23 protein-coding genes and 1 tRNA gene are annotated in these 24,842 nt (G+C 63.8%); 12 read left to right on the top strand and 12 right to left on the bottom strand.

Annotated features, from left to right (window positions below; all coding sequences use genetic code 11):
- Positions 1 to 247: 247 nt before the first annotated feature.
- From PCA31118_RS18795 to PCA31118_RS18755, 9 genes are all read left to right on the top strand, one after another.
- Positions 248 to 1,162 (top strand): LysR substrate-binding domain-containing protein, encoded by a 915-nt coding sequence (locus PCA31118_RS18795; RefSeq protein ID WP_150626620.1) that lies wholly within the window; start codon positions 248 to 250, stop codon positions 1,160 to 1,162.
- A 138-nt stretch (positions 1,163 to 1,300) separates the two neighbouring features.
- Positions 1,301 to 1,385 (top strand) — tRNA-Leu (locus PCA31118_RS18790).
- A gap of 200 nt (positions 1,386 to 1,585) precedes the next feature.
- Positions 1,586 to 2,698 (top strand): AraC family transcriptional regulator, encoded by a 1,113-nt coding sequence (locus PCA31118_RS18785; protein ID WP_343043297.1) that lies wholly within the window; start codon positions 1,586 to 1,588, stop codon positions 2,696 to 2,698.
- 201 nt (positions 2,699 to 2,899) lie between these two features.
- Positions 2,900 to 3,466 (top strand): carboxymuconolactone decarboxylase family protein, encoded by a 567-nt coding sequence (locus tag PCA31118_RS18780; RefSeq protein WP_150626618.1) that lies wholly within the window; start codon positions 2,900 to 2,902, stop codon positions 3,464 to 3,466.
- Entirely contained in the window at positions 3,463 to 4,602 is a 1,140-nt protein-coding gene (locus PCA31118_RS18775; RefSeq protein WP_150626617.1) for an acyl-CoA dehydrogenase family protein, read from the top strand. Before PCA31118_RS18780 ends, PCA31118_RS18775 begins: the two co-directional genes overlap by 4 nt.
- Complete coding sequence (locus PCA31118_RS18770) at positions 4,599 to 5,537, top strand: ABC transporter ATP-binding protein (RefSeq protein ID WP_246190314.1); 939 nt, start codon at positions 4,599 to 4,601, stop codon at positions 5,535 to 5,537. Before PCA31118_RS18775 ends, PCA31118_RS18770 begins: the two co-directional genes overlap by 4 nt.
- A 35-nt stretch (positions 5,538 to 5,572) precedes the next feature.
- Complete coding sequence (locus PCA31118_RS18765) at positions 5,573 to 6,757, top strand: ABC transporter substrate-binding protein (RefSeq protein ID WP_150626616.1); 1,185 nt, start codon at positions 5,573 to 5,575, stop codon at positions 6,755 to 6,757.
- On the top strand, positions 6,750 to 7,601 hold the full coding sequence (locus PCA31118_RS18760; protein WP_425495379.1) for an ABC transporter permease: 852 nt from the start codon (positions 6,750 to 6,752) through the stop codon (positions 7,599 to 7,601). The genes PCA31118_RS18765 and PCA31118_RS18760 overlap by 8 nt, the downstream gene beginning before the upstream one ends.
- Positions 7,602 to 7,684: 83 nt before the next feature.
- Complete coding sequence (locus PCA31118_RS18755; protein WP_150626615.1) at positions 7,685 to 8,404, top strand: pseudouridine synthase; 720 nt, start codon at positions 7,685 to 7,687, stop codon at positions 8,402 to 8,404.
- A gap of 205 nt (positions 8,405 to 8,609) precedes the next feature.
- Here PCA31118_RS18755 and PCA31118_RS18750 read toward each other — a convergent pair whose 3' ends face one another.
- From PCA31118_RS18750 to PCA31118_RS18725, 6 genes are all read right to left on the bottom strand, one after another.
- Complete coding sequence (locus PCA31118_RS18750; protein WP_150626614.1) at positions 8,610 to 9,482, bottom strand: 23S rRNA (adenine(2030)-N(6))-methyltransferase RlmJ; 873 nt, start codon at positions 9,480 to 9,482, stop codon at positions 8,610 to 8,612.
- Positions 9,482 to 10,144, bottom strand: a complete 663-nt coding sequence (locus PCA31118_RS18745; protein WP_150626613.1) for a DNA-3-methyladenine glycosylase I — start codon at positions 10,142 to 10,144, stop codon at positions 9,482 to 9,484. The genes PCA31118_RS18750 and PCA31118_RS18745 overlap by 1 nt, the downstream gene beginning before the upstream one ends.
- Positions 10,145 to 10,454: 310 nt before the next feature.
- Positions 10,455 to 11,216 carry an SDR family NAD(P)-dependent oxidoreductase gene (locus PCA31118_RS18740; RefSeq protein WP_150626612.1) on the bottom strand — a complete coding sequence of 254 codons (762 nt, stop codon included), beginning with the start codon at positions 11,214 to 11,216 and terminating at the stop codon, positions 10,455 to 10,457.
- Positions 11,217 to 11,368: 152 nt separating this feature from the next.
- The gene (locus tag PCA31118_RS18735; RefSeq protein ID WP_150626611.1) at positions 11,369 to 12,229 is read right to left on the bottom strand and encodes a fumarylacetoacetate hydrolase family protein; all 861 of its coding nucleotides are present in this window, start codon (positions 12,227 to 12,229) and stop codon (positions 11,369 to 11,371) included.
- Positions 12,230 to 12,248: 19 nt separating this feature from the next.
- Positions 12,249 to 13,004: an SDR family oxidoreductase gene (locus PCA31118_RS18730; RefSeq protein ID WP_150626610.1), complete on the bottom strand. Its 756-nt coding sequence runs from the start codon at positions 13,002 to 13,004 to the stop codon at positions 12,249 to 12,251.
- A gap of 131 nt (positions 13,005 to 13,135) precedes the next feature.
- On the bottom strand, positions 13,136 to 13,885 hold the full coding sequence (locus PCA31118_RS18725) for a FadR/GntR family transcriptional regulator (RefSeq protein ID WP_150626609.1): 750 nt from the start codon (positions 13,883 to 13,885) through the stop codon (positions 13,136 to 13,138).
- 382 nt (positions 13,886 to 14,267) lie between these two features.
- On the opposite strand from PCA31118_RS18725, the gene PCA31118_RS18720 reads away from it, so the two are divergent.
- A complete protein-coding gene (locus tag PCA31118_RS18720; protein WP_150626608.1) occupies positions 14,268 to 15,350 on the top strand; it encodes a calcium:cation antiporter in 1,083 nt (360 codons plus the stop codon).
- A 178-nt stretch (positions 15,351 to 15,528) separates the two neighbouring features.
- Here the strand turns inward: PCA31118_RS18720 and PCA31118_RS18715 are convergent, their stop codons facing one another.
- Both PCA31118_RS18715 and PCA31118_RS18710 read right to left on the bottom strand, forming a co-directional pair.
- Positions 15,529 to 15,756, bottom strand: a complete 228-nt coding sequence (locus PCA31118_RS18715; protein WP_150626607.1) for a hypothetical protein — start codon at positions 15,754 to 15,756, stop codon at positions 15,529 to 15,531.
- A 166-nt stretch (positions 15,757 to 15,922) separates the two neighbouring features.
- The gene (locus PCA31118_RS18710; RefSeq protein ID WP_150626606.1) at positions 15,923 to 16,177 is read right to left on the bottom strand and encodes a hypothetical protein; all 255 of its coding nucleotides are present in this window, start codon (positions 16,175 to 16,177) and stop codon (positions 15,923 to 15,925) included.
- A gap of 124 nt (positions 16,178 to 16,301) precedes the next feature.
- On the opposite strand from PCA31118_RS18710, the gene PCA31118_RS18705 reads away from it, so the two are divergent.
- Together PCA31118_RS18705 and xth are read left to right on the top strand one after the other, a co-directional pair.
- Complete coding sequence (locus tag PCA31118_RS18705) at positions 16,302 to 17,015, top strand: riboflavin synthase subunit alpha (protein WP_150626605.1); 714 nt, start codon at positions 16,302 to 16,304, stop codon at positions 17,013 to 17,015.
- Between the two features lie 28 nt (positions 17,016 to 17,043).
- Positions 17,044 to 17,823, top strand: coding sequence for an exodeoxyribonuclease III (gene xth / locus PCA31118_RS18700; protein WP_150626604.1), 780 nt, complete (start codon positions 17,044 to 17,046; stop codon positions 17,821 to 17,823).
- A gap of 104 nt (positions 17,824 to 17,927) precedes the next feature.
- Here xth and PCA31118_RS18695 read toward each other — a convergent pair whose 3' ends face one another.
- The 4 genes from PCA31118_RS18695 to ntrC all read right to left on the bottom strand — a co-directional run bounded on the left by PCA31118_RS18695 (position 17,928) and on the right by ntrC (position 24,839).
- Positions 17,928 to 18,911, bottom strand: a complete 984-nt coding sequence (locus PCA31118_RS18695; RefSeq protein ID WP_174990528.1) for a flagellar brake protein — start codon at positions 18,909 to 18,911, stop codon at positions 17,928 to 17,930.
- Positions 18,912 to 19,269: 358 nt separating this feature from the next.
- Positions 19,270 to 22,161, bottom strand: coding sequence for a pentapeptide repeat-containing protein (locus PCA31118_RS18690; RefSeq protein ID WP_174990527.1), 2,892 nt, complete (start codon positions 22,159 to 22,161; stop codon positions 19,270 to 19,272).
- A gap of 139 nt (positions 22,162 to 22,300) precedes the next feature.
- Entirely contained in the window at positions 22,301 to 23,182 is an 882-nt protein-coding gene (gene rfbD, locus PCA31118_RS18685) for a dTDP-4-dehydrorhamnose reductase (protein ID WP_150626601.1), read from the bottom strand.
- A gap of 70 nt (positions 23,183 to 23,252) precedes the next feature.
- The gene (gene ntrC, locus PCA31118_RS18680; RefSeq protein WP_150626600.1) at positions 23,253 to 24,839 is read right to left on the bottom strand and encodes a nitrogen regulation protein NR(I); all 1,587 of its coding nucleotides are present in this window, start codon (positions 24,837 to 24,839) and stop codon (positions 23,253 to 23,255) included.
- Positions 24,840 to 24,842: the final 3 nt, after the last annotated feature.

Below are 24,842 nucleotides of genomic sequence, written 5' to 3'. Positions count from 1 at the left end.
CGTGACGAAAGATAAGGGCGATTCCCTGCAATTCCCTGCAATTCCCGGTGAGTCGCCCTTGCTCGTTTTTTACCGTAAGTGAGAATGTGTAGCGTTTGCGTCACGCCGCGCAAGGGGCCATTCAGAATCAAAAGGAAATCTGTAAAATTTACCTCATAAAAAATTGAATATTGTTCAACAGACGCTTAACTCGTTGAGCTCGTCGGGTGTTTTTGGTTTTTGTTGCTTGATACTTGTTGGGAAATACATGCCTGCCTTCACTCGCGGCGAGCTTGCCGATTTGAACGTTTTTGTCACCATCTGCCGCCGGCAGAGTTTTCGCGAGGCCGCCACGGAGTTAGGCGTGACGACCTCTGCCCTGAGTCACGCGATGCGAAATCTCGAAGCGCGTCTGGGCGTGAAATTGCTGAACCGCACGAGTCGCTCCGTGTCGCCGACAGCGGCGGGATCGGCGCTGGCGAAGGAACTGGAAGCAGGTCTCGAGCAGATCGCGACGGCGATCGGCGCACTGGACCGCTACCGCGCATCGCCTGCGGGACGCTTGCGTCTGAATGTCCCGCGCGATGCGGCGCGATTGTTGCTCGATCCGATCTTGCCCCGCTTTGTGGCCTCATATCCCGATATCGAACTCGATGTGACAGTCGACGACCGGATGCTCGACATCGTGGCCGAAGGCTTCGATGCGGGCATGCGCTATGGCGATACGGTGCCGGGCGACATGATTGCGACGCCGTTGACCCCGGCGCTCAAGTGGATCGTGGTGGCATCGCCTGCGTACCTTGCGCGCCACGGCCGGCCGAAGGTGCCGCAGGATTTGATGTCGCACAATTGCATCCGGATGCGCCTGGGCGACAACACGTTGTACAAGTGGGAACTCGGAAACGGCACGTCGGCGGTCGAGCTGGACGTACCTGGTGCGTTGAGCATCAACGAAAGCGATGGCGTGATTGCTGCGGCCCTGGGGGGTTTGGGACTGGGGTATGTGCTGGAGCGCAACGTGTCGGCGCAGTTGGCCGACGGCACCCTGGAGGCAGTGCTCACGGACTGGGCCGTCGACGGGCCGCCGTTGTCGATGTACTACCCGAGCCGCCGTCAGACGTTGCCCGGATTGCGCCATTTGATCGACATGATTCGGTCGGAGCATATGGGCCGTGCGGCCTGACTTCGCAGCGCTTGCCGCGCGCGGACGCGGTGCGTGAAAGTTTTTTGAATTTTTTCACGCACCAGTGTTGACAGCACGGGGCACCATGGGCATAATCTCACTTCTTCGCAGCGAGCAAGCAGTAAGCGAGCTGACGGGGCCCAGATGGCGGAATTGGTAGACGCACTAGTTTCAGGTACTAGCGGGTAACACCGTGGAGGTTCGAGTCCTCTTCTGGGCACCAACAAAATACGAAAAGCCGATGATCGAAAGATCATCGGCTTTTTTCATGGCCGCTCCACCCCGTCCGACAAATCCCCGACCGTAATAAGCATCCAACGAAAAAATAGTTGTGCTGGCGAATGTCGGTGGGGAGCATGATCGTTTTGCCGACGCAGGCGTCAAGAGGTGGGGTTTGGGATGGAGCGCGAGACTCGAAGTGGTTTGGCAGAGGCTGCGGACACAGCAGACGTCGCTGACGCAACGCTGTCGCACGCACACGCGTCCTCGGCGTCCTCGGCCAGTGCGGGCCACCCCGACCGCGTGGCCGACTGGCTACTGGCCGGCCTCGAGCTGAAAAGCACGTTATTCCATGTGGGCGAGTACTGCGGCGCGTATCAGGCATCGACCGCAGGTCACCAGCGTGCGAGCTTCCACGTCGTACTGGACGGCAACTGCTACCTGCATGTCGGCCCGCATGCGGGCCAGCCGCCCCGGACTCTGGCGTTGCATGCCGGAGACGCCGTCTTCCTGCTCTCCGATGTGCCGCATGCCCTGACCCCGTCATCGACGGCCCCTGCCGATCTGAGCACGCGCGCCGGCACGATGACACCGCTGCCGCCCGCGCCACATACGGCGCCACATACGGCGCCACACGCGGCGCCCGATGCACCGCCCTTCGTCGCCCTGGCCTGTGGCTTTTTCGAATTCCGAACCGATCTGGACGCGCTGGTGCTCGGCATGCTGCCAAACCCGATCGTCCCGCGCCACGCCAGCGGCCGGCTGGAGGGCATGACGCAGATCTTCGCTCTGATTCAAGCCGAAGCGCGGCGACCGGGGGATGCCCCGTCGCCGCTGCTCGCCCGCCTGACCGATCTGCTTTTCTACTATGCGTTGCGCGAGGCGGTGCACACCGAAGATGTAGCGCCAGGAATGTGGCGACTCATGCGACGCGATGCGTTCGGGCGGCTCGCTGCCGCGATCATCGAATCGCCCGGGGCGCGCTGGACGACCGATCGTATGGCGGACTTCGTCCACATGTCGCGCGCGCGCTTTTGCAAGCAATTCGCGGAAATCGGCGGACAACCCCCGGCGCAGTTCGTGACGTTGGTCCGCATGAAGACGGCGGCCGCCCTGCTTCGCGCGGGCGTGTCGTTGCCGGAAGCCGCCGAGCAGGTCGGCTACCAGTCCGAGTCGGCCTTCGCGCAAGCCTTCAAACGCGTGACAGGCATGCAGCCGGGGGCGTGGCGCCGTCAGGCCACCGATGCCGCCGATGCCCCCGATGCCGCCTCTGCGCCCCCGGCCGTCACCCCTTCCGCCAGTTACCCGCTGCACTGAGCCGCGATTTCCATCGGCCTCTCGGACTGGCGCCGATGCATATCGGCAGGGGGGCCCGCAGCAACATCACGCATTGCGGGATATGCCGCTCGGACGCGTCCTTCGCCCACTGAGACAAATCCGCAGAATTTTCAGACGGGCGCGCATTGAGCCTTGCATCGGCCTTGCGCACAATGGATGCTCGACTGTAAGGAGCCCGATATGAGCCGACTGCCACTGCACACCCTTGAGACCGCCCCTGAAGCCAGCCGTCCGTTCCTGGAAAAGTCGCTGGCGGCTAACGGATTCCTGCCAAACCTCGTCGCGTCGCTGGCCAATGCCCCCACGGCGCTCGAAACTTATCTCACCGTGGGCGCCATCAATGCGCGCACGAGCCTGACGCTAGCCGAGCGCGAAGTGGTGCAGATCACCGCTGCCGGCATCCATGGCTGCGGTTTTTGCGTGGCGGGGCATACGGCCGTGGCGCTCAAGAAAGCGCAGTTGCCGGAAGCGCTCGTCAATGAAATTCGCGACCAGAGCAGACTCTCAGACGCCAAACTGGATGCGGTCGCGGTTTTCACGCGTGCGGTCATTGCTTCGCGCGGCGCGGTGTCGGACGCTGAACTCGCAGCCTTCAAATCGGCCGGTTTCGACGACGCCGCCGCGCTGGAGGTCGTGCTTGGCGTATCGCTCGCCACGCTGTGCAACTTTGCGAACAACCTCTCGCAAAACGAACTGAACCCGCAACTGGCGGCATACCGCTGGGAACCGAAGGCAGAAGCGGCATGAGCGCCGACGACAGCCACGACAGCCTTCACGGACTGGCCACGCACGCCCCTGCGCTCGCGGGCTGGCTGGACACGCACGCCGAGACACTCGACACCGATGCCACGCTCAGTGCCGATGTGGTCCCCCGGTTGGCCGGGGCTGGACTGCTTCGCGTTGGCGTACCGGTCGAACTGGGCGGTGCGGGCGGCTCGATCGTCGACGCGATCGACACGGTTGCGGACGTTGCGGAACATTCGTTCGCAGCAGCGTTCGTGCTATGGGGGCAGCGCACATTCATCGAATACTTGCTGCAAAGCCCGAATCGCCGCCTGCGCGACCGACACCTGCCCGCCCTGCTATGCGGCGAACTCGCGGGCGCCACGGGGTTGTCGAATGCGATGAAATATCTCTCGGCGATCGAACCGCTGCAAATTCGCGCGACGAACGTCGTCACCGACGACGGCGCGCGTGCCTGGCGAGTCAATGGTGGACTGCCGTGGATCACGAACCTTCGCAAACAAGGTTTCGTGGCGGCAGCAGCGGTGGATCATGAGGCCGGTGGCCCGCCCTCGATCTTCGCGATCGCCCATCACGCGCCGGGCGTGACGCGCAGCGACGATCTCGATCTGATCGGCCTGCGAGGCACGAATACCGCAGCACTGCAAATGGCCGACACACCGCTGACCGATGACGATCGCGTGACCGACGACGCCCCGGCGTGGCTCGTGCGCGTGCGTCCCGCGTTTCTCGGGCTGCAGTGCGGCATGTCGCTGGGGCTTGCGCGGCGCAGCCTGGCGGGCACGCGCGACGGCGGCCCGGGCGCCCGAGCAGCAGTGGCTGACGAGGTCGCCGCGCTGACCGAGCAACTTGATACGCTCACGGCACGCCTTAAGGCCGGGGTATTGCAGGGCGAATTCGTCGACACGCCGGCCAGTCTGTTCAAGCTGCGAATCGCACTGGCGGAACTGGTTCATGATGCCGCCTCACTCGAAGTGCAGACTGGCGGCGGGCGCGGCTATCTGCGCGGACTCTCGGGCATCGCGCGCCGGCAACGCGAAGCGGCCTTCGTGCCCATCGTCACGCCCAGCCTGGTGCAATTGAAAAATCAGCTCGCAGCGCAGCGGGCGCAACAACTCAGGACCGAAACGGCTCAATGACCCGACCCACGGCGACGCAACGCGCGCACACCGATACGTTCATTGCCGAAGCGCACGAGCAAGCCTCGCGCGTCGGCCCTGCGCCATCAACGACGATGGCTGCGTTGGCGTCGTCCGCTTCTTCGCCTGCGTCTTCATCTGCTTCTTCGCACAACGCTTCGCCCTTTCTGACGCTGCGCGACATCGGCTTGTCCTACGGCGAGCGGGCGATCCTGCGAGGCGTCGACCTGACGGTCGCACCGGGAGAACTCGTCTCCGTGCTCGGGCCGAGCGGGTCGGGAAAATCGACCTTGCTCCGCATTGCTGCCGGCTTGCTTGCGCCGACCCAAGGCACGGTGTCCGTGGACGGCGCCTCGCTCACCGGCCCCCGCCCCGATGTCGCGCTGGCGTTTCAGGACCCTTGCCTTCTGCCGTGGCTTTCCGTGGAGCGCAATGTAGCATTCGGCCTCACGTTCGCGCGTCAACCGGCGCTGTCTCGGGACACGCGACGCGCGCGTATCGACGCCGCGCTCAACGAAGTCGGGCTCGCCCATGCCCATCATTTGCATCCGCGCCAGTTGTCGGGCGGTATGGCGCAACGCGTGGCGCTGGCTCGCTGCCTTGCGCGACAACCGCGAGCACTGCTTCTCGATGAACCGTTCGGCGCGCTCGATGAAGTCACGCGTGCCGACATGCAGCGTCTGCTCGTGACGGTCGTGCGCGATACCGGCGCGGCGACCGTGCTCGTGACACACGATATCGATGAGGCGCTGCTCGTCTCCGACCGCATCGTGCTGCTCGGCAATCAGGGGCGCACATTGGCGCAGTGGCAAATCGAGGTGCCCTCGCCGCGCGAGGCACAAGTACAGGCGCTTGGCGCGTTGCGCATCGACATTCTTCAGGCGTTGCATCTCGCGATGTCGCGCGACGCGACACTCACTCACACAACACGATAGGTCGCGACGACCGAACTTACGGGGATCCCCAGACCATGTGCCAAATTTCCCGCCGCGAATGGCTGAAACTTGCTTCGATGATGACCGTGGCCGGTGCTGCACCCTTGTTGGCTTCGGCAGCGGCGCGCGCCGCCGCGGAGCCGGATGCCCCGTTGCGCATCGGCTATCTGCCGATCACCGATGCCACACCTCTGCTCGTTGCCCACAACAACGGCTACTTCGAGCAAGCGGGTATCAAGGCGGACAAGCCGACGTTATTGCGCAGTTGGGCGCAACTGATCGAGGCCTTCCTCTCCGGGCAAGTCAATGTCGTTCACCTGCTCTCGCCCATGACGGTGTGGGCGCGCTACGGCAGCCAGGCGCAAGCGAAGGTCGTGGCATGGAATCACGTCAACGGTAGCGCAATGACGGTCGCGCCCGATATCAACAAGGTCAGTGATCTCGGCGGCAAGACATTCGCCGTGCCGTTCTGGTATTCGATCCACAATGTCGTTTTGCAGGGCCTGCTGGCCGCCAACGGCCTCACACCCGTGCTCAAGAAGAACGGTGCGCCCGCCGCCAATGAGGTCAATCTGATCGTGATGGCGCCCTCGGACATGCCACCGGCGCTCGCCGCGAAACAGATCGCGGGGTATATCGTTGCGGAACCGTTCAATGCGGCGGCAGAGAACCTCAAGGTCGGCAAGATCCTGCGCTTTACCGGTGACGTGTGGAAGAACCATGCGTGCTGCGTCGTGACGATGCACGAGCGTGACCTCACCTCGCGTCCGGAATGGTCGCAAAAGGTCGTCGACGCCATCGTCAAGGCGCAGGCATGGACACGCGCACACCCGGAAGATGCGGCGCGCCTGCTCTCGAAGGAAGGGGAAAACCGCTACACGCCGCATCCATTCCAGGTGCTGCAACGCGTGCTGGCCCCTGCGGCGTCCGACCAAGGTCGCTACCTCGCGGACAAAGCCATTCTTCATGCCGACTGGCATGAAAAGCGCATCGACTTCCAGCCTTACCCGTATCCGAGCTATACCGAAGCACTGGTACGGCATATGCAAAAGACGCAGGTCGAAGGCAACGCCCAATTCCTCGCCAAGCTCGACCCCGCATTTGTCGCACGCGATCTCGTCGACGACCGGTTCGTCAAGAAAAGCATTGCGGCTGCGGGCGGCATGAAGGCATTCGGTCTGCCGGAGGGCTTTACGCGTCAGGAGGTCATCGTTGTCTGATCTTGTGTCCGACGATCGCGCAAATGCGTCGTCTGCCAGCGCCGCAGGCCCGTCGACCCGCGCGACAGCGAGGGCGAGCGCCCCGCGCGTCGCCCGCGCGTGGCTCGGTCTGGCGGGCCTTGTCGGCATCGTGGCGATCTGGTGGCTGGGCATCGCGCTGTTCACGACAACCGGCTCACTCGCCTCGCAATTCTCGCCGGCAGCAGCCTTGCACGCCCTGCCGGACCTGATTCGCGACGAACAATTAGGTCGGCACATTGCTGCGAGTCTACGGCGCATCGCCGTGGGCCTTGCGTGGGCTATCGCGCTGGGCGTGCCGCTCGGCTTTCTCATCGGGCGCGTGCGCTGGCTCGATAAAGCCCTGACACCGTCGCTGCAGTTCCTGCGCATGGTGTCTCCCCTGTCGTGGATGCCCATTGCCGTGATGTCGCTCGGCGTGGGCGACCCCGCCGTCTATTTCCTGCTGGCGTTCGCGGCGCTCTGGCCGCTGGTCATGAGTACGTCAGCAGGGGTCACACACATCGACCGACGCTGGGTGCAACTTGGCGAGAGTCTCGCCGCCACGCGTTGGGAAATGCTCTGGCACGTTTATGTGCCGGGCATCGCCGCGCACGTGCTCACCGGCGTGCGGCTCGCGATCGGCATTCTCTGGATCGTGCTGGTGCCAGCGGAAATGCTCGGCGTGAACGCCGGCCTCGGTTATCTCATTCTCGACACGCGTGACCGGTTGGCGTATTCGGAGCTGACTGCCGTCATTCTCGTGATCGGCGTGCTGGGCTTCGCGCTCGATTGGGCGGCACGCTTCGTCTATCGCCGATTCAGCGGCGCCACGCAGGACGACTAGACGGGCTGGCGCAACGTCGGGCATCGAAGCGCGCGGGCCGCTACAATAGCGGCCTGAATCCCGGTGCCTGACGGAGACGCATCATCGAGCTCGAACGTATTCTGCAATCTCAGGGTTTCGGCAGTCGAAAGATGTGCCGCAAGCTCATCCAATCCGGCGCCTTCGCCATCGATGGCGTCGTGCACGATAATCCTCGCGAATCGCTGGACCCGGCGGGTCTGCAATTCACGCTCGATGGCGAGCTGTGGGATTATCGGGAGCACGTCTATATTCTGCTGAACAAGCCCGAGGGCTTCGAGTGCTCGACAAGTCCAACGCATCATGAAGGGGTACATTCGTTGCTGCCCCTGCCGCTGGCGGTTCGCGGCGTGCAACCCGCCGGCCGTCTCGATCAGGACACGACCGGCATGCTGCTGCTCTCGGACGACGGCCCCTTCCTTCACGCCATGATGTCGCCGCGCCGGCATGTCCCCAAGCGATACGTCGCCACGACCAAGCATCCCGTGACCGACGAGATGTTGCAGGCGCTACGCGACGGCGTATTGCTGCGCGATGAGACCGAACCCCTTGCCGCGACGGACGTGATGAGTCCGTCGTCCCACGAAATCGCGCTAACGATCACACAAGGCAAATACCATCAGGTCAAGCGCATGGTCGCTGCCGCTGGCAACCGTGTCGAGGGGCTGGTCAGAATCGCCATCGGCGGCTTGCCGATGGGAAATTTGGCGCTCGGGGAATGGCGTTATCTGTCGCCGGACGAACTGCTGTCGCTGCCGTACGAAGTGCCGCCATCGGGCAAGTAAATTTCAAGACGCTCCGCGGCGCAAAGTCCGAGGTGCAAAGTCCGAGGTGCAAAGTCCGGGGTGCAGAGTCGAGGGCGCAGAGTGTGGGGCGAAATGAACGGTTTCGGACATCACCTGCGCCTGACCACCCCGCCCGACGGCCACCGGAACCGGCAGCATCGTTAGCGTGACATCCGGCCCGAGGGGCGAGCCCCGTGCGAGCAGGTCAGCTCTGTTTGCCGTCCAGCAGGAACTTCGCCCCCTTGTCCTGACCGAGCGCTTTGACAAGGTACGGCATCGTCGTCTTGAGCGTGTCGTGCAGCATGTAGGGCGGGTTCACGATAAACATGCCACTGCCGTGCAATCCCATGCCTCCCGGCACCGGATTGCAGACGTTCAGTTCGACCTGCAGCCAGTTCTTGATCGGCTTTTCGTCGATCGTGAGCCGCTTCATGCGCTCCGGCAGTTGGGCAGCTTCGCGGCGCTGCACCAGCGGATACCACACCGCGTACATACCGGTCGGGAAGCGGTCGAGCCCTTCCTGCACCGTCTGTGTCGTGCGCGTGTAGTCGCGCTTGTCTTCATACGACGGATCGATCAGTGTAAATGCACGGCGCGGTGCCGGCGGCAAAATCGTTTTCAGACCGGCGAAACCGTCGGCACCGAAAATCATCGTACGACGTGCCACCGCGCGGCCCTGCGCCTCGAAGTTCTCGCGCAGTACATCCTGCTCTGTCGGATGCGCCTCGAACAGGCGCAGACGGTCGCGGTCGCCCAGCAGTTGCAAGGCGAAATACGGCGAACCGGGGTAGTAGCTCAGTTTGCCGTCCGGGTTGAACTCGCGCACCAGCGCGACATAGTCGGCCAGCGCCGGCGGCAGATCGTCGCGCGTCCACAAGCGGCCGATGCCGGTCTCGTACTCGCCCGTCTTATCGGCCCACTTGCCTTCGAGCGAATAGCCACCCGCGCCGGCGTGCGTGTCGATATACCAGAACGCCGTGTCTTTCTGGCGCATGTAATCGATGCATTCAACGGCGATGAAGTGTTTCAGTACGTCGGCATGGTTGCCGGCGTGGAAGGCGTGGCGGTAGCTGAACATTAGGCAGATCCTGATTCGTCAGGCGCGATTGTAGCCGACGCCGCCCCTACCCGGCGTTTGCGCGCCGCAATCGCGACGTTTTTCACCTCATTGACGGCGAGCGCCCTGACGGCTTTGTGCCGCGGGCACGCGACCAGGTGGTCGTTCACCATGCCGGCTGCCTGCATGAACGAGTAGCAGATCGTCGAGCCCACGAATGTAAACCCGGCCTTCTTGAGCGCCTTGCTCATGGCGTCCGATACGGCGGACGTTGCCGGAACCTCGCTCAGCGACGTCCAGCGATTTTGCAACGGCTCACCGCCGACGAACTGCCACACAAAATCGCTGAAACGGGTGCCCGCTGCCTCCATCGCGAGGTACGCGCGGGCGCCCTTGATAACACCGTTGATTTTCAGGCGGTTCCGAACAATGCCGGGATCGGCCATCAACCGGGCTTCGTCCTCGGGACCGTACTTCGCGATGCGCGCCGGATCGAAATTGTCGAATGCCTGACGATAGGTATCGCGCTTCTTGAGAATCGTGGACCACGACAGCCCCGCCTGCGCGCCTTCGAGCATCAACAGCTCGAACAACTCGCGCGAATCGCGCAGCGGCACACCCCACTCCTGATCGTGGTACTGACGGTATTGCTCGAAGCCTTCGCTCCATGGACAGCGTTCCATTTGCCCCTCATGGTGAAGCCCGCGCGTCACAGCGGCGGGCATATGCAGACGAATGGAGCCAGTGTGCCAGCAATTGCGCAAGAAGCGAACCCGTGAAGGCCCCCTGTGCGCCAGATTGGGCCGCGAGGAGATACCTCCTCGGAATTTTCCGAAGCCACACCGGAAATGTCTCGCGATGCCAAGCCCGACCAGGCGTGAGACGACTGCTTCGCCAGCCTCACGACGGGTGCATGACTGGCGAACGACGCGCGAACGACAGGTGAGCGACGCGTGATGCCCGGCATCGGCAGCACGACGCCGGCGATGCGCGTTACACCATCAGTTGCCCGCCGTTGACCTCGATGATCTGACCCGTCACATAACTGGCGAGCGTTTCCGAGGCGAGATACAGGAAGGCGCCCGAGCATTCGTCCGGCTCGCCAAGTCGCCCCATCGGAATACTCTGACGGAACGCATCGATCTGCGCCTGCGTGCTGAACTGCTCGTGGAACGGCGTCATGATCACACCCGGAGACACGGCGTTCACACGAATGCGATCCGGCATCAATTCCTTGGCCATGCCGCGTGTGAGCGTGCTGACGAACCCCTTGGACGCTGCATAAATCAGCGCACCGGGGCCGCCGCCGTGGCGCGCGGCGATCGACGTGACATTGACGATGGCGCCGCCGCCCTGCTTGCGCATTGCGGGCACGACGGCACGCGAGAATGCCATGACCGAGCGTGCATTGACGTTAAGGACCTCGTCGAAATAGGCGTCGGTCACTTCGGTGAAAGGCGTGCGGGCGACGAGGCTGCCCGCGTTGTTGATGAGCACATCGATGCGGCCGAAACCGTCGAGCACATGGGCGACGGCCGTGTCGATTGCGGCCGTGTCCTGCACGTCGGCCGCCACGGTCATGGCATTTACACCATAGGCGCGCACTGCATCGGCGACCGCCTGCGCCTTGTCTGCCGAGCGGTTGTAGTGCACCGCCACGTTCGCACCCTGTGCGGCGAACGCCTTGGCTGCCGCAGCGCCAATGCCGGTGCTCGCGCCCGTAATCAAAACGTATTTACCCTTCAGGTCTTCCATGATGTGTCGCTCCCAATGATGTCGCCGACGGGCGCCGTGCACACGGCCCAATGCAAAGCGGCGGCGACCCGCGCCACCGCCGCAACCGCCATACAACCGCCAACGTACAAGATCGATGTGAAACTATTCTGGCAAACGCTCAGCGCGGCGCGTCAGTCGAGCAGGCTTGCATCATAGCCATGGACCTTCTGCGTCTGCTCGCCCAGCCCATCGATCCCAAGATGCATGACGTCGCCCGGCTTGAGAAAGACCGGCGGTTTCTGACCGAGGCCGACACCCGGTGGCGTACCCGTCGTCACCAGATCGCCCGGCTTGAGCGTCGTGAACTGGCTCAGGTAGTGCACCAGATAGGCCACGCTGAAGATCATGGTGGACGTATTTCCGGTCTGACGACGCACGCCGTTCACATCGAGCCACAGGCCAAGTTGCTGCGGATCGCGAATTTCGTCCGTCGTCACGAGCCACGGGCCAACCGGGCCGAACGTATCGAAACCTTTGCCCTTGTCCCAGGTGCCACCGCGTTCGATCTGGTATTCGCGCTCCGATACGTCGTTCACCACGCAGTAACCGGCGACGTAATCGAGGGCTCGCTCGAGCGGCACGTAACGCGCCGTGGTACCGATCACGAAGCCCAGTTCGACTTCCCAATCGCCTTTGACGGCGTCCTTCGGCAGCACGACCGGGTCGTTCGGTCCGGTAAGGCAGTTGTCCCACTTGGTGAACAGCACCGGCTCGGACGGCACGGGCAGACCCGCCTCGGCGGCGTGGTCGCTATAGTTCAGCCCGACCGCCAGAAACTTCCCCAGGCCCGAGAAGGGCACGCCAAAACGGCCCGGCGAGCTCACCACGGGCAGCGAATCCACGTCGAGTGCGCGCAGCGCCGCCAGTCCCTGCGGACTCAGCGTTTGCGGCGTGATATCCGCGAGTACGGTGGAGAGGTCGCGTACCTTGCCATCCGCGTCGAGCAGACCCGGCTTTTCCTGACCCTTGGGGCCATAACGCAGCAGTTTCAAAGCAATTCTCCTTGCGAAATCAATTGGACCAGCCGCCGTCGATCAAATGAATGGCGCCGGTGGTAAACGAGGATTCGTCGGAACCCAGATAGACGGCAAGCGCCGCAACTTCTTCGGGCGTGCCCACACGCCCCATCGGCTGACGCGCCACGAACTGGTCACGCACCGCGGCCTGGCTGGTGCCCGCCGCGTCGGCCTGCGTCGCAATACGCTCACGCAACGACGGCGACTCCACCGTCCCCGGGCAGATCGCGTTACAGCGGATGCCCCGCGAGACGAAGTCGGCAGCGATCGATTTCGTCAGTCCGATCACGGCCGCCTTCGTCGTGCCGTAGACGCAGCGATTCGCCACGCCTTTCACGCTCGATGCCGCCGACGACATATTGATGATCGCGCCGCCGCCTGCGGCCAGCATCGCCGGGAGAAACGCCCGCGTCGTTCGGTACATGCTCTTGATGTTCAGATCGAACGAAAAGTCCCATGCCGCCTCGTCGCACTCGAGGACCGAGCCGTGATGCACGAACCCTGCGCAGTTGAACAGTACGTCGATGGCGCCGAGTTCACCGGCGAGTGCGCCCACGGCAGCGCTATCGGTGACATCGAGCGGACGTCGCACGAGGTTTGCGTGGTCGGCCAGCGCCGCTAGGGTGTTGATGTTCAGATCCGTTGCGATGACGCGCGCGCCTTCACGCAGATAGGCTTCAACGCAAGCGCGTCCGATACCTTGCGCCGCTGCGGTAATGACGGCGGTTTTGCCCGCCAGTCGGCCAGTCATGAGTGTCTCCTCGTGAGCCTGTGGGTTGGTGGTGTCGGCAGCGTCAGCGATGCCCGTGACGTTGACGACGTCGGTGTTGCGAAGGTCGTCGCATACGCTCCGGCGTGCGCGCTATTGGCCGATGCGTCCGATCAGGCCAATGACGTCGATTGGGCCGATGTCGCTACCGGGGCGCCGCTCGCCGAAGCCGCTGCCGACACCGCATAGGCATCGCGCACGCGGCACAGATGCTCACGCATCGCCTGTGCGGCGCGCGCCGGGTCACGCGCCGACAGCGCGTCGAGAATCAGACGGTGGTCCTGAAGGCTGCGCTCGAGCACACCGTCGACTTGCGAGGTGACGCGACGGCTCTTCTTGCCCAGCAGATACAGGCTGTTCGCGATGCTCTGCAAAAACGGGTTCTCGCATGCATCGATAATGGTTTCGTGAAATGCCATATCGGCTGCCGAGAACTTCTCAGGGTCATTCAGCAGGCTTTGCTCGTCATGCGCGAGCGCGCGCAGTCGTGCAATGTCTGCGTCGCCGATATGGGTCGCCGCCAGCGCCGCCACCCCGGGCTCGATCACCAGACGCGCGTCGAACAACGCTTCAAGCGTGCCCGCATTCAATTCGATGACCATCTCCAGCGGTTCGAGGAGCTCTCGCATCTCGAGTGACCCGACGAACGTTCCCTCGCCCTGCCGGATACGCAACAGCCCTAGCAGCGCCAACCCGCGGATCGCCTCGCGAACGGCCGGACGCCCGACACCGAGCATGCTCGCCAGGTCGCGCTCGGGCGGCAGTTGCTCGCCGGGTTTGAGCAGTCCGGTACGGATCATCGTGAGCAGACGCTGCGCCACCTGCTCCGAGACGGAAACCTGCACGATGGGGTCGAAAGACATAAGTCAATTCAGTGGTAAGACCAATGAACGGACAATACGCCTTTGACGCATCGGATGTCAACGCAAGAAACGCTTACCGCATGACGGCGCAACTGGCTTTCGCTTTTCGCCACTCCTCGCTCACCCAGCGGAATTTCTCCGAGAAATCAGACTCGGAGTCAAAAGCGTGGTCACGCAAGATCGTTTGTCCATGCGCTTTTCGGCGGACTTGCGACACGCGATAGCGCTCGTGGCGAGTCACCGCCTTTCTGTTGTCGGGGTGTCACTTTTCTGCGACCATGACTCGTCGTCCCGAGGTTCTCATCGGGGCAATGTTTCCCCACCGTTGCCTGATCCGCAGCACCCCGCCGTCCCCTTTCCCGACAATCTGGAGTCTCCGACGATGTCCTCCTCAAAGACCGCCAAGCTGGGCCACTGGACCATGTACATGCCGATCCTGGCCCTCGTCGCCCTCGGAGTTGCCGGTTTCTTGCCGAACGCCGCAGCGCTGACGCTGTGCGCTGCCGCGCTTGCGGGCGCCGTGTTCTCCGCCGTGCATCACGCAGAAACGGTTGCCCACAAGGTCGGCGAGCCGTTCGGTACGCTGGTGCTCGCCGTGGCCGTGACGATCATTGAAGTGGCGCTCATCGTCTCGGTGATGCTCTCCGGCGGCCCCGACAAGGCGGGACTGGCGCGCGACACGGTGTTCGCGGCCATCATGATCGTGTCGACGGGGATCGTCGGTCTGTGTCTTCTTTTCGGCGGCGTGCGGCATCACACGCAAGGCTTTCATGTCGAGGGAGCGAGTGCGGCGCTCGCCGTCCTGTGCGCGCTGTCGGTGCTCACACTAGTGCTGCCGAATTACACGAGCTCGGTGCTTGGCCCGGGCCTCACGGCCTCGCAGCTGGCGTTCGAGGGCATGATTTCACTCGTGCTTTATCTGGTGTTCGTGTTCGTTCAGACGATCAGCCATCGCGACTATTTCCTCGCCAAGGCCCCGAGCGAAGAGGTTCACGTGCCGCCGCCGTCGCGTCGTACGGCGGTGCTGAGTCTCGGATTGCTGGTGGTGGCGCTGGTGGCCGTGGTGGGATTGGCGAAGAAGCTCTCGCCGGCGGTCGAGCAGGCTGTGGCGGTCGCCGGTGCGCCCAAGGCTGTCGTCGGTATCGTGATTGCCGCGTTGGTGCTGTTGCCGGAGGGGCTGGCAGCGCTGCGTGCGGCGCGGGCCAACAAGCTTCAGACAAGTCTGAATCTGGCGCTCGGTTCGGCGCTCGCGTCCATCGGCCTGACAATTCCGACGGTGGCGGCCGTGTCTCTGGTTCTCGATCAGCAGATCGAGCTCGGTCTGGCGCCCAAGGAGACGGTGTTGCTCGCAGTCACGCTGCTTGTTGGCGTCATTACGCTCGGCACTGGACGCACAACCGTCTTGCAAGGTGCGGTTCACCTGGTACTGTTCGCCGCGTTCCTGTTCCTGGCGATCGTGCCTTGAGCCCGGTCCGGGCGCCGCGATATTGCAGCCGGCGTGCTGTCGGCATCGCGCCCGATATCGCCATCGGGCGAATGGCGGCAGGGATGCGGGGATGCGGGGATGCGGGAATGAACGACATCGCGCGGGACGTCAGCCCCTCATCCCCGCAAATTTTCCGGCAGATTTCTCCGCGTCGCGCTCACGCTTTGGACGTTCCCTGCGCCGCATCCCGGTCAGCCCCGGTATCGACGTCGGCACCCGTTGTCGCCTCCGACGGGGTTCCGAGCAACGCGCCAAGCAGCTTGCTGCCGCCCGCGCCTCGCTTGCCTTGCGCGCCCACTGTCTTGCCTGTGGGCGGGCCACGACGCACACCGGCGTCGATCTTCAGCCCGCGACGCTTCTGAAGTTCAAATTTAGTCTGAGTCATGGTGCTGTCCGTGATGCTTGTGAAGCGTAAGTACGTTGAATAGCCAGTTGATATCGCCGGGGTACGGCGCAAATGCAGCGCGACATTGCCAACCGTTCCAGCCCTGCCAACCCTGCCGAACTCGCCGAATCGGGCAAATCCGCTGAAACCGCGCATGGGTCGTGGCTCACGGGTCGATGCCGAGCTGACCCTCGGCGACCAGCGTCTTTGCCAGTGCATGCGCGGCTTCAAGCGCATCGCTGGCCCAGCGGTAGGCCTCGGCCGTCGTGTGGGTCAGCGGCGGGTCCAGCGACTCGATGACATCGTCTACGTCGCGCCATCCCGTAAAATGCACCACTCCGTGAAACTGCCCCTGCGGCGCGGGCGATGTCTCCGCCCAGTAATAAAAGTCATCCGCCAGCAGGCAGCCTTCGAAACCCATAGCGATCCGTCGAGATCCCGTGAAAAGGCGGCATCGTAGCACGACGCGCAACGAGCGGCATACCGTCGCTACGCAGTAGAATACTGCGGCATAACAACCCACGACTCTTAATACCGACCTCACGATGTTCACCGGAATTGTTCAAGGCACGGCCACGCTGTCGTCCATCGAAGACCGCGACGGCATGTGCACGCTCGAACTGGCGTTCCCCGAAGGCTTTTGCGAAGACCTCACGCTCGGCGCCAGCGTCGCTGTCGACGGCTGCTGCCTGACGGTCACGCAACTGCTCTCGCCGAGCGCCGCGTCGTTCGACGTCATCCTCCAGAGTCTGAATGTGACTACGCTCGGCAGCTTCGGCGTCGGCGCGCAGGTCAATGTTGAACGTGCGGCCAAGGACGGCGCGGAGATCGGCGGCCATCCGCTGTCGGGACACATCGATTTCTCCACGGAAATCGTCAGCGTTCGCACCTCCGATACCAATCGCGTGTTGCGCATCGCCATCCCGGAGGCGTTCCGCAAATACGTCTTCGCAAAGGGTTATATCGCCATCAATGGCGCGAGCCTGACGGTCTCGGAAGTCAACCGCCAGGAAGGCTGGTTCGAAGTCTGGCTGATTCCGGAAACACGCCGCATGACGACGTTCGAGGACAAGGTGGCCGGCTCGCGCGTGAACATCGAGATCGAGCGCAGCACTCAGGTGGTGGTCGACACGGTGCGCGAAGCGGTTCAGGAGAGCCTCGGCCGCCTGCAACCGGTGCTCGAAGCGCTGCTCCGGGAAAAGGGGCTTTCACTCGAAGACTTCGTCGGCGTCCCGAAATTGCCCACCGACAAGGCGTAAGCCTGAGGCTCATTCTTCAAGGAAATTCATGCAACTTGCCACCTGGAACGTCAACTCGCTCAAGGTTCGTATCGGCCACGTGCAGGACTGGCTGCGCAGCAATCCGGTCGACGTGCTCTGCCTTCAGGAACTGAAGCTTACCGACGAGAATTTTCCGGTCACCGAGATCGCCGCGCTCGGCTACACGTCGCACTTCATCGGTCAGAAGACCTATAACGGTGTTGCGCTACTGGTCAATCACGCGAAAGTGGGCGAAGCGACCGACGTCGTAAAGAACCTGCCGAACTTCCCGGACGAGCAGCAGCGCCTCATCACGGCAACCATCGGTGGCGTGCGCGTGGTGTGTGGCTATTTCCCGAACGGGCAGTCGCTGGAATCGGACAAGTTCGTCTACAAGCTCAACTGGCTGGACGCCCTCACCCATTGGCTCTCAGACGAGTTGCAGCACCATCCGCAACTTGCCCTGCTCGGCGATTACAACATCGCTCCGGAAGACCGGGACGTACACGATCCGGCGAAGTGGGAAGGCTGCAATCTGGTGTCCCCGCAGGAGCGCCAGGCGTTCGCGCGACTGCAAGGACTCGGTTTGCGCGACACATTCCGCATGTTCGAGCAACCCGAGAAAACGTTCAGTTGGTGGGACTACCGGATGGGCGCCTTCCGTCGGAATGCCGGGCTGCGTATCGACCATATCCTGGCGTCCGCTGCGCTCGCCGAGCGCTGCACCGGCTGTGAAATCGATCGTGTGCCCCGCACGTGGGAACAACCGTCGGATCACACGCCGGTCGTGGCGACGTTCAAGGACTGATCGCTCTCACCCAATGCAGGACCGGCGTTTCCCGGTGGTTCGCAGACGATGAAAAAACGGCACCTCCGGGTGCCGTTTTCCGTTGACCGCCTGACGCGGCCCGGTCAGTGACCCGCGCGCGGATCGGTGAGTCGCGATTCATACACGAAACAGCGAATCGCCGCCTTGTTACGGGTGTCCATCTGCATGAATTCGAGGCCGTAGGCCCAGGTGCCGTCCGCACGCGGTCCCTCAACGCCCCGCACCGCCGCCATTCCCAGAATCGGCACAATGTCCGCGCCGATCGGCACGCGGAACTGCAACGCGACGTGAGTGCATCCCTGCGGCAATGGCGCCTTCGCGACAATGCCGGCCCCGTCGGCACTGATGTCACGCACCAGCACGAGCCATTCCGGCGTGTCCTGCGGATCGGCCAACAGGCGTCGGAACGACGCGCGCGACGTCTCGTCGATTGCCGACAACCTCGCCACGAGCCGCGTATCGACGCGCGGCGTACGGCGCACGGGTGTTTCGCGCACCTGCGACGGACGCGATACCACCACGTAGTCGAACGGACCGTGATGCACGCTGTGCACCTCACAAGTGAACTCGTAGAGGTTGTCACCGGGAAACGTCCAGAGTGCCAGCCGATCGCCTGCCACCAGCGGCAACCGTGCCTCGCCCGCCGAGGGCGGTGTGAGGATCAGCATGCCGTTGGGCGCCCGGCCGATCAGTCGGGCTCGCACGCGAGCCGTCTCGGCGTCCGGGGCGACACGCACCTGAAGCCATGCACCGATCGGCAGCGGAACCGGCAAACCTTGCAGATATACCGTGGATGACCCCGTGCCGAGGGCCGACGCAGAATTTGCCGCTTCGGTGCGACCGGCAGCCTCGCCCGTCGTCGCTGCGTCGGGAAGCGGGCGATGCGGCGCAAACATCGTGAATAGCCAATCGAGATCCGCCTCGGACGGCAATCGCTCGCCCGCCGCCAACAACGGTGTACCGTCGGCGTCGAATAATGGCCAGGAGAGTGGAGCATGTGCGTCAAGCTCGCGACGGTTGACCGCCACGAACCCCGGATAGCCTGACGCAATACAAGTCGAATGCATGATGCCCTGGAGGGTACGAAACCCCTGAGAGTCTGGGAACGAGATTCTGGCCTTCCCCGCATTCCCGCCCATGGGGTCGCAGCTTGGGCGACCCTCTACGCGCAGACAATCCGCAGCCAAAACCCCACAAATATCGCCAACTTACCGAAACGGCACGCGCCCTGCCGACTGGTAGCGCCGCCCATTCGGAACAACGCATAGCGCGTACGTATTTTTACCACGAAAGCCCCCCGGTCCCGATGCCGGAATATCAGGCAAAGCGCCCCTCATTTCATCGCGCATCCCCTGGCGCATGCCGTCGCTCGTTCAGTCGCTCGTTCAGTCGCCCGTTCAGTCCCGCATTCGGTCATTCATTCGGTCACTCATTCTGTCCGGCATCGGACCCTTCGCGGCGCGTCACGCCGTCGCGCGCATTGGTCATGTCGGCGCCGTGAACGACTGCACACGCCAGCACCGCTTCGCGCGTTGTGTCGGCGGGAAGCGGAAAGCGCACTGCCCAGAACCACGGAAGCGTGTCGCGGCATGCCACCGCCAGACCCGGCACCTCACGAATGTCGGAACACGTCAGCCAGTCGGCCAGCGATTGCGCAAGGTCACGAGACGAGCGCCTGTCATCCGACAGGCAAGCACGCAATGCCAGGGCCTGCGGCAGTCGTCGCCAGAGCGCGTCGCCGGTCATCGTCTCATTCAGGAGGGCAAGCGCGTATCGGCGACAGGCGAGGCGTGCATGCGCCGGTGCAGCATCCTCGTGGCTCGTCGCCGCAGGGGCCCAATACCACTCCGGCTGCGTGGACAGCCACGAAAATCCGGCCACGAGCGACACCCACCGGGCGCGACGCGACATCGAAAGACTCAGCGGCGCATCGGATTGCGACGACATGACTGGATGCTCGCGAAAAATCTCCTCGATATCGGCATGCGCCGTCGTTCGCAATTTCACCAGATCCGGCGAGGCCGAAGCGCCGGTCAGCACCTCCGATCTATCCGCAAGACTTAGCGGTGCAAGCGTCGATGCGCGCGACCGGGCGAGAGCGGCGTCTTCCGGCGCACGCCAGGTTGCGCTGCACGCCGCCCTCGCTCGCGCCTGTGCGTCTTCGCCCGCCCAGCGGCCCACGAGGCGAACGAACGCGTCTAGCGAACGCTCGACCGGCCAGATGCCCGAAAGGCAACCGAACTCCCGCAGCAATGTCTGCAATTGCCGCATCGTGCCCGGCACGAAATCGTGTGGCGACATGGCGTCGCGGGCCACCACGCGCGCGCCGACCCACCGCCACCCGGGCAGCGGATCGTCCGCAAATGCGGAATCCCCGTCCTTCGGCTGCCCGGACACTGAAGTCCCGAGCGCTCCGGCGAACAAGGCCGTCGGCAAACGCGCCGCGAGGCTGCCATCACCCCGGATGAGCACAAGGAACGCGGGGTCGAGCGCGCTGACACCGTCGCCGGAAAGCGCGACATGAACCTGCGGCGGCAGGGCGCCGAACCACGCCGCGCGCAACGCCTCCACGCGTGCCGACTCCATCGCCATCCCGCTCGCCCCCCCCTGCCCGACCCAATAAAGGGTCTGACACATCGCGCCCGCATATGGCCACACGGTTCTCGGCGGCGACGATGCGCAGCGTCTGTGCAACGCGCCCATCAGCGCCGCCGACACCCATTGCGCCTCGGCGTACCCAAGCCGCTCGTCCACCAATGCCGACAAGCGGTGTGCCACCCATTGCTCCCGCAACGTCGCAAACGCTTCGTGCGCGCCGACCCCACCCCGCTCGGGCGACGCCATCAGCAGGCGACCCAGCCATTCGCTACGCATCACGTGCTCAGGCAATCGGTGCAACGACGGCGCCGTCTCTTGCCGGTTCGTCATCCAACACGACGTGGTGGAGAGCGCCGTCAGCAACTGGAGAAAGACGCTCGCCCGCAGCGACGGCTGATCGACGGGAAACGTCATCCAGGACCGCACGACGGCATCGAGTTCGATGGGAGAGCGCCGACGCAGCCACGCGCCGTCGAGTCGCAGGCGAGCGTCGTGCCATTGTGAACCGGCTAGATCGCAGTCGGGCCCGACGACGATACGCTTCAGACTCGCCCCGGAAAATCGCACACCCCGCATGTCGCACGACTCGAAGTGGGCGCCATTGAGCTTGGCGCCGCGCGCGTCCCAGCCCGCCAGATCGCATTGGCGAAATTCGGCGCCCCGCAGGTCGGCGCCTGTCGCGCGCCCGTTGCGCATCGCGACCGCCATCCATCGCGAGCGCTTCGCCCGTGCGCAAACCAGCGCGATACCACAGGCGCTACTGCTCGTGATTTGCGTGCCATGCAAGTGAGCCCGATGAAACGTCGCGCCATCAGCGCGCACCTTCGCGAATTCGATGCCCTGACATCGGGCGTCACTCAGATCGGCACTTGTCATGACGGTGTGCGAAAACGTCGCACCGCGAAGATCGGCGTTCACCATGCGGGCCGAACTGAGATCGGCCGAGCGAAAGCAGGCATCACGCAGGTCGGCGCCTTCGAAGTTGGCCGTGACGTGATTCGTGTACGCGAATCCCACGCGTTGCAGCCTTGCGTCGCACCACACTGCGCCGTTGAACTGCCCGCCGCAAAATGTTGCGCCCGCCGCGCGAAGGCCACGCAGATCAGCGTCGGACAGCGACAAATCGGGAAGGTCCGCGTCACGCAGATCAGACAAGGTCAATGCAACGCCCAGCGCCCGGGCGGGCCATTCACGCATCGGTAAATGCGCAAACGACGTGACATCGGGCCATGCTTCGTCGAGTGCGGAAAACGAGCGCCATTGGCCCGCGCGAGACACCGGATCGCGGCCTGTCGAGCACCACGCCACCATGTCGCGCGATAGAGCGTCTGCCCGCGTGTCATGCAACAGGTGGGAAAATCTCGTCTCCCAGATGCGTTTGAGCGCCCGCCGATCAAAAGGTAGATGACCCCATGCTGCGTCGGCCCGCCCGCCTGCACGAACGACCCGGGTGCGACGATCGCCGACATCGCCCGCATCGGTTTTTTGCGTTAGCGCATAGGTCAGCCATGACATCTGAAGCAGGATGTCGCGTCGCTCGTGCGCATCGGCTCGCATGATGGCGTGACGCAGCGCGTCGGACGGTGTCGCATTGTGCGGCGCCGGGTGTGAGCCGGACATGCCGAGGCCCGCGTTGGCGCGAACATTCACCGCCGGCACCAGCGCCCCTGCCCCCGGCGGGGCTTGTCCATCGAAGCTGATCGTGCGTCGAAACGGCATGATGTATCGCTCCTCGGCATGCGCTGGGCGCATGCACAAAAAGCCATCATGTTGCCGAAAGAACCCCGAATTGCGCGCTAAGGAATTTCCGATTTAATTTCCGATTTAGCCGGGCAGTTCGGGGAGGACGGTCCTCGCCTCAGGCGAGACAGAGTTTGAGGGCGTCACGCCAGTCCGGCGCGCGAACGCCGAAGCACCGCGCCAGCTTGTCGTTATCCAGCACCGAATATGCGGGACGTTTGGCAGGCAGCGGGTAAGCCGAAGTCGGAATCGCCACAACCGCCGGACGCTTTTCGGGTGCGCTCAGGTCGAGAATCGCTTCGGTGAAACCGTGCCACGTCGTCTGCCCGGCCGCCGTCAGGTGATAAAGGCCACCGCGCTCGCGCCAGAAGTCGCCATCGAGGCCGGTGGGCGTCAGCCCCTGCACCAGCACCTGCGAGGTCAGTTCTGCAATCGTCCTGCACCACGTGGGCGCACCGTGCTGATCGGCGACGATGCGCAACTCGTCACGCTCGCGCGCCAGTCGCTGCACGGTCAGCAGGAAGTTGGCGCCGCGCGTGCCGTACACCCAGCTGGTACGCAACACCAGATGGTTCGCGCCGCTTGCGGCAATGGCCGCCTCGCCGGCCAGCTTGGTGCGACCGTAGGCGTTTTGCGGATTGGTGGGTTCGTCCTCTCGGTACGGCGCCGTTGAGGTGCCGTCGAATACGTAGTCGGTGGAGTAATGAACGACAAGGGCGCCGAGACGCTTCGCCTCTTCGGCCATGATGCCGGGCACCACGGCGTTGACCTGATACGCCGCCGCCTCGTCCGTCTCGGCGCGGTCGACAGCCGTGTACGCGGCCGGATTGATGATCAGATCGGGCGCAAAGTCGCGCAAGGTCCTTGCGACGCTGTCGGTATCGAGCAGGTCCATTTCGTTTCGCCCGGGGGCGTACACGTCGCCCATGCCTTGCAGACAACGTGCCAACTCCCAGCCGACCTGTCCGGTAGCGCCCGTCAACAGGATGCGTCTTGCCATGTTTACGGCTCCCTTGTTGCGTTGTGAGGAAACAAAGGAGCCTACCCCGTTTCTCGCCGGGATTCCAGCCTCAGGATTCCAGCCCGAGCTCCTGAATCTTGCGCGTGATCGTATTGCGACCGATGCCGAGACGGCTTGCCGCTTCGACCTTTCGCCCTCGCGTGAAGTCCAGCGCCTCATTGATCAGCGCGGTTTCGAAGCGTCGCGTGAGCTGGTCCATCACGTCAGGTGAGGCAGAGCGCAGCAGTCGCGCGACCTCGCGACGCAGGATCGGCTCCCAGCTCTCGCCACCTGCCATGCCGGAGGCAGCGGACATCTCGCCGGGCGCACCACCGACGCCACCGCTCGCGCCGTTACCGTGATTACCCCCCGCAACCGCAGCCGACGGCGCACCGCCCACGCTCCCATAGCCCGGGCTCGCGCCGGACGACGGCGACATTGCTGCGCCGGCAGACGTCGCACTGGCGTAGGCAGGTTGCGGCGCCGATACCGCGGAGACCGGCGCCGTCGTTTGGAACTCGGGCGGCAGATCCTTGATTTCGACCGTTTGCGCCGGCGCCATGACGGTGAGCCAGTTGCTCAGGTTTTCCAACTGACGCACGTTGCCCGGGAACGGGAAACGCGTCAGGTGCACAAGCGCCGCTTCACTGATGCGTTTGGTCTCGACGCCCAGCTCGCGCGCACTCTTTTGCAGGAAGTGACGCACGAGCAGCGGAATGTCTTCGCTACGCTCGCGCAGCGACGGCAATCGCAGCCGGATCACATTCAGACGGTGATACAGGTCTTCGCGGAACAGCCCCTGACGCACGCGATCTTCGAGATTCTGGTGCGTGGCCGCGATCACGCGTACGTTCGCCTTGATCGGGCTGTGACCGCCTACGCGGTAGTAATTGCCGTCAGAGAGCACGCGCAGCAAACGCGTCTGCAGATCGAGCGGCATGTCGCCGATTTCGTCGAGAAACAACGTACCGCTCTCGGCTTGCTCGAAGCGTCCGCGACGCGTTGCCTGCGCCCCGGTAAACGCCCCGCGCTCGTGGCCGAAGAGCTCGGACTCCAACAGATCCTTCGGAATGGCCGCCGTATTGAGCGCAATGAACGGACCGGAGGCGCGCGGCGAGTGCCGATGCAGTGCACGCGCCACCAGTTCCTTGCCCGAGCCGGACTCGCCGGTGATGAGCACGGTGGCGCTCGAATGGGACAACCGGCCGATGGCGCGAAACACGTCCTGCATCGCGCTCGCCTGACCGAGAATTTCAGGCTCTTCCGTGATGCGCTCGTCGTCCGTCGCTTCGCGCAGACTCTCTTCGACGGCACGCAGGATCAGCTCGACCGCGCGATCCACATCGAATGGTTTGGCAAGGTACTCGAACGCCCCACCCTGAAAGGCGGCCACCGCGCTATCGAGATCCGAGAACGCCGTCATGATGATGACCGGCAGTCCGGGATGCCGTTGCTTGACCATTTGCAGCAGTTCGAGCCCGGAGCCGCCCGCCATGCGGATGTCCGAGACAAGCACCTGCGGCGAGTCGTGTTCGAGCGCCGCGCTGGCTTCGCGCGGACCGGTGAAACTGCGCACCGGCAGGTTGGCTCGTGAGAGTGCTTTTTCCAGCACCCATCGAATCGATTGGTCGTCGTCTACTATCCAGATCGGCTTCATTGT

The sequence above is a fragment of the Pandoraea captiosa genome (assembly GCF_902459775.1).
GTDB lineage: Bacteria > Pseudomonadota > Gammaproteobacteria > Burkholderiales > Burkholderiaceae > Pandoraea > Pandoraea captiosa.
The sequence above is the reverse complement of the archived record's forward strand: the minus strand, read 5'-3'. Positions and strand labels throughout refer to the sequence as shown.